The organism is Ruegeria sp. CDSA021 (assembly GCF_059612325.1).
Genome location: NZ_JBXWQJ010000040.1, coordinates 1 through 4,514, shown reverse-complemented (window position 1 = coordinate 4,514; position 4,514 = coordinate 1). Strand labels below are relative to the sequence as shown.

General features: G+C 62.1%; 3 protein-coding genes. All 3 read right to left on the bottom strand.

All coding sequences use genetic code 11. The annotated features are described in order from the left end of the window. Positions 1–68 precede the first annotated feature (68 nt). A complete protein-coding gene (gene gcvP, locus AC2FLD_RS22285; RefSeq protein WP_496674475.1) occupies positions 69–2,924 on the bottom strand; it encodes an aminomethyl-transferring glycine dehydrogenase in 2,856 nt (951 codons plus the stop codon). Between the two features lie 111 nt (positions 2,925–3,035). Beyond that, on the bottom strand, positions 3,036–3,401 hold the full coding sequence (gene gcvH / locus AC2FLD_RS22280; protein ID WP_496674478.1) for a glycine cleavage system protein GcvH: 366 nt from the start codon (positions 3,399–3,401) through the stop codon (positions 3,036–3,038). Positions 3,402–3,419: 18 nt separating this feature from the next. Next, entirely contained in the window at positions 3,420–4,514 is a 1,095-nt protein-coding gene (gcvT, locus tag AC2FLD_RS22275; protein WP_496674481.1) for a glycine cleavage system aminomethyltransferase GcvT, read from the bottom strand.

Sequence of the window (4,514 nt, the reverse complement as noted above, 5' to 3'; positions counted from 1 at the left end):
CAAATCAGAACATGAGTTTCCGATTGGCGAAAACCCCGCCTGTTTTTGGCGGGGTTTTGTTTTTGCGTTTACTCGGCGGCGTCTGCGTATGCGTCCATTGGGGGGCATGTGCAGACGAGGTTTCTGTCGCCATATGCGTTGTCGACGCGGTTGACGGGAGACCAGTATTTGTCGACGCCGATGGAGCCCGGCGGGAAGCAGGCCTGTTCACGGGTGTAGGGGCGGTCCCAGTCGCCGACCAGATCGCGCACCGTGTGGGGGGCGTTTTTCAGCGGGTTGTTCTCCGCGTCGATCTTACCGTCGATGATGTCCTGCGCTTCCGAGCGGATCGAGAGCATGGCGTCGCAGAAACGGTCCAGTTCCGCCATGGGTTCCGATTCCGTGGGCTCCACCATCAGGGTGCCCGCCACCGGCCAGGACATGGTCGGCGCGTGGAAGCCTGAATCGACCAGACGTTTGGCGATGTCGTCGACGCTGACATGCGCGGCCTCGTCCAGCGGACGGGTGTCGAGGATGCATTCATGCGCCACGCGACCCGTTTCCGAGGTGTAGAGGATCGGATAGGCGTCGCTCAGGCGCGCCGCGATATAGTTGGCGTTCAGGATCGCCACCTTGGTCGCCTGTGTCAGACCCGCGCCACCCATCAGCAGCACATAAGCCCACGAGACCGGCAGGATCGAGGGCGAGCCAAACGGTGCCGCCGAGACCGGACCCACAGCAGTGCCATATTCCGGGTGGCCCGGCAGGTGCTCGGTCAGGTGCGCCTTGACGCCGATCGGGCCCATGCCGGGGCCGCCGCCGCCATGCGGGATGCAGAAGGTCTTGTGCAGGTTCAGGTGGCTGACGTCACCGCCAATGTCACCCGGGCGCGACAGACCCACCATCGCGTTCATGTTGGCCCCGTCGATATAGACCTGACCGCCGTGATCATGGGTGATCTGGCAGACCTCCTGCACGGTGGTCTCGAACACACCATGGGTGGACGGATAGGTGATCATGCAGGCGGCCAGATGGTCGGAGTGCTTTTCCGCCTTGGCGCGGAAGTCGGCGATATCGATATTGCCATTCTCATCCGCCTGCACCGGCACAACCTGCCAGCCCACCATCTGCGCCGAGGCCGGGTTGGTGCCATGCGCCGAGGTCGGGATCAGGCAGACGTTCCGCTGCCCCTGCCCGCGGGCGAAGTGATAGTTGCGGATGGTCAGCAGGCCCGCATATTCCCCCTGCGCGCCCGAGTTGGGCTGCTGGGAGATCGCGTCATAGCCGGTGATCTGGCACAGCTTGTCGTTCAGATCCGCAATCATCTCGTGATAGCCCTGCGCCTGATCTTCGGGGCAGAACGGATGCAGATTGCCGAACTCGGGCCAGGTGACCGGGATCATCTCGATCGTGGCGTTCAGCTTCATGGTGCAGGACCCCAGCGGGATCATCGCCCGGTCCAGCGCCAGATCGCGGTCGGCCAGACGGCGCATATACCGCGTGATCTCGGCCTCGGCCCGGTTCTTGTGGAAGATCGGGTGGGTCAGATATTCGCTTTCACGCAGGGCGTAATCCGGCAGGCGGTATTGCTTGTTCGAACTGTCATCCGCCCGATCGATGCCAAAGGCCCCCCAGACCGCCTCGATGGTCTCGGGGCGGGTCTGTTCGTCCAGGCTGATGCCCACTTTCGTGTCACCCACCTTGCGCAGATTGACGCCCCGGGCCACAGCGGCCTCCATCACCACGTTCTGCAGATGACCAACTTCGACCGTGATGGTGTCGAAGAACACCTCCGGCTCCACGGCAAAGCCCGCCTCTTCCAGACCGGCGGCCAGGCGCGAGGTCTTGCGGTGCACCGATTGCGCGATGGCCTTGATGCCATCGGGGCCATGGTACACGGCATACATCGAGGCAATGACAGCCAGCAGCGCCTGCGCGGTGCAGACGTTCGAGTTGGCTTTCTCGCGGCGGATATGCTGCTCGCGGGTTTGCAGCGACAGGCGGTAGGCCTTGTTGCCGCGGCTGTCGATGCTGACACCGATGATCCGGCCCGGCATCGAGCGCTTCAGCTTGTCGGTGGTTGCCATATAGGCAGCATGGGGCCCGCCATAGCCCATCGGAACGCCAAAGCGCTGGGTCGAGCCGATGGCAATGTCTGCACCCATCTCGCCGGGGGACTTCAGCAGTGCCAGCGACAGGATGTCGGCAGCAACAATGGCAATGGCTTTATGTTCATGCAGCGCCGCGATCTCGTTGGTGAAGTCGCGCACATGGCCATGGGTGCCGGGATACTGGAAGATGGCGCCAAAGACGGAACCTGCGTCCAGCGTATCGGGATCAGCCACCTGCACGTCGATGCCCAGAGGCTCGGCGCGGGTCTTGATCACGGCGATGGTCTGCGGGTGGCAGTTCTTGTCGACGAAGAAGGCCGCGTTGTTTGCCTTGGACCGGCCGCCGCGCTTGGCCATGGCCATCGCTTCCGCCGCAGCAGTGGCTTCGTCCAGCAGCGACGCATTGGCCACGTCCAGCCCGGTCAGGTCGCTGACCATGGTCTGGAAGTTCAGCAGCGCCTCAAGCCGGCCCTGGCTGATCTCGGGCTGATAGGGCGTGTAGGCGGTGTACCAGGCCGGGTTTTCCAGGATGTTGCGCAGGATCGGTGCCGGCGTGGTGGTGCCGTAATAGCCCTGACCGATCAGCGAGGTCAGAACCTTGTTCTTGCTCGCCACCTCTTTCATGTGAAACAGCGCATCGCGTTCCGTCATCGCCGGACCCCAGTCCAGCGGCTCTTTCTGCCGGATCGCGGGCGGGACGGTGGCGTCGATCAACTCGTCCAGCGTCTTGAAGCCAATCACCTTGAGCATGTCGCGCATCTCGGTGGGTGACGGGCCAATGTGGCGGCGATTGGCGAAGTCATAGGCTTCGTAGTCGGTCAGTTTGAAGGCCATTGCAGCGCTCCTATGGATAGGTCAGGTCCGGCGGAGGCTGCAGGAGCCTCCGGCGGGGATATTTTTAGCCAGATGAAGGAGCGGATCCGTGAAAGGCTCCGCCGTTCGGAGTCAGCCGATGAAGGCTTTGTAGCCGGCCTCGTCCATCAGATCTTCCAGCTGCGATGCGTCGCTGATTTTGATCTTGTAGATCCAGGCTTCGCCCTCGGGGTCTTCGTTCAGCGAACCGGGGTTGTCGGCCAGCGCCTCGTTCACTTCAACGATCTCGCCATCCACCGGAGCATAAAGCTCGGACGCGGCCTTGACGGATTCGATCACGCCGATCTCGCCGCCTTTTTCGAACTCGTCGCCCGCTTCCTGCTGCTCGACAAAGACCACCTCACCCAGCTGCTCGGCTGCGTGTTTGGTGATGCCCAGCGTGGCGGTGTCGCCCTCAACGGTCAGCCATTCATGCTCTTCGGAATAATAGGTTGCCATCTTGTCTTTCTCCTGACTTCAACGCTTGTAATTCTGGGTGACAAAGGGCAGCGCCACGATCTGCGCCGGTTGCGCCTTGCCCCGGATGATCAGGTTCACCTTCTCGCCCGGCTCGCCATGGCCTTTGCTCACATAGCCCATCGCAACGGGGCCACCCACCGTGGGGCCAAAGCTGCCCGAGGTGATCTGACCGATCGTGTTGCCCTCGAGGCATTGCACTTCCACGCCCTGACGCGCAGGCGCGCGGCCATCGGGCTGGATGCCCACCAGCTTGCGGGCAGCCCCCTCGGCCAGTTCCTTTTGCACACGCTCGGCGCCCGGGAACCCGCCTTCTTCTTTGCGACGCTTCTGGATCGCCCAGCCGAGGCTGGCCTCAATCGGTGAGGTGCTCTGGTCGATGTCATTGCCATAAAGGCACAGTCCCGCCTCCAGCCGCAGGCTGTCGCGCGCGCCCAGACCCGCCGGTTCGCAATCCTCATGTGCCAGGAAGGCCTTGCTGACCTCAATCGCCTTGTCCTCGGGGATCGAAATCTCGTAGCCATCCTCGCCGGTATAGCCCAGCCGTGAGATGCGGCATGCGACGCCGTTGATATCCGCCACAGTGGTTTCCATGAACTTCAGGTCCCGGGCGGCAGGGCAAAGCTCGCCCACCACATCTTCGGCCTTGGGGCCTTGCACCGCCACCAGAGCACGGTCGAAAATCTCGGTCACTTCGACGCCATCCAGGTGCGCTTGCATATGCGGAATGTCCTGATGCCGCAGCGCCGCGTTCACCACCACAAAGAAATGATCGCCCGCGTTCGACACGATCAGGTCATCCATGATCCCGCCTTCCGGGTTCGTAAAGAACCCGTACCGCGCCTTGCCTTCCTTCAGCGTCGCATAAGCCTGCGGGCACAAAGCTTCCAGCTTCTCACCCACATTCTCACCCCGAAGGATCACCTGACCCATATGAGACACATCAAACAACGCCGCCTTCTCACGACACTGCTTATGTTCGCCCATAATCCCCAAAGGATACTGAACAGGCATCTCCCACCCAGCAAAATCAACCAGCTTACCACCCAACTCAACATGCAACGAATGCAAAGGCGTGCGTTTAAGTGAAGTCAT

Bases quoted from the DNA above. Each gene is read 5' to 3' on its own strand.
- gcvH (WP_496674478.1), bottom strand. From the start codon at position 3,401: ATGGCAACCTATTATTCCGAAGAGCATGAATGGCTGACCGTTGAGGGC.
- gcvT (WP_496674481.1), bottom strand. From the start codon at position 4,514: ATGACTTCACTTAAACGCACGCCTTTGCATTCGTTGCATGTTGAGTTG.
- gcvP (WP_496674475.1), bottom strand. From the start codon at position 2,924: ATGGCCTTCAAACTGACCGACTACGAAGCCTATGACTTCGCCAATCGC.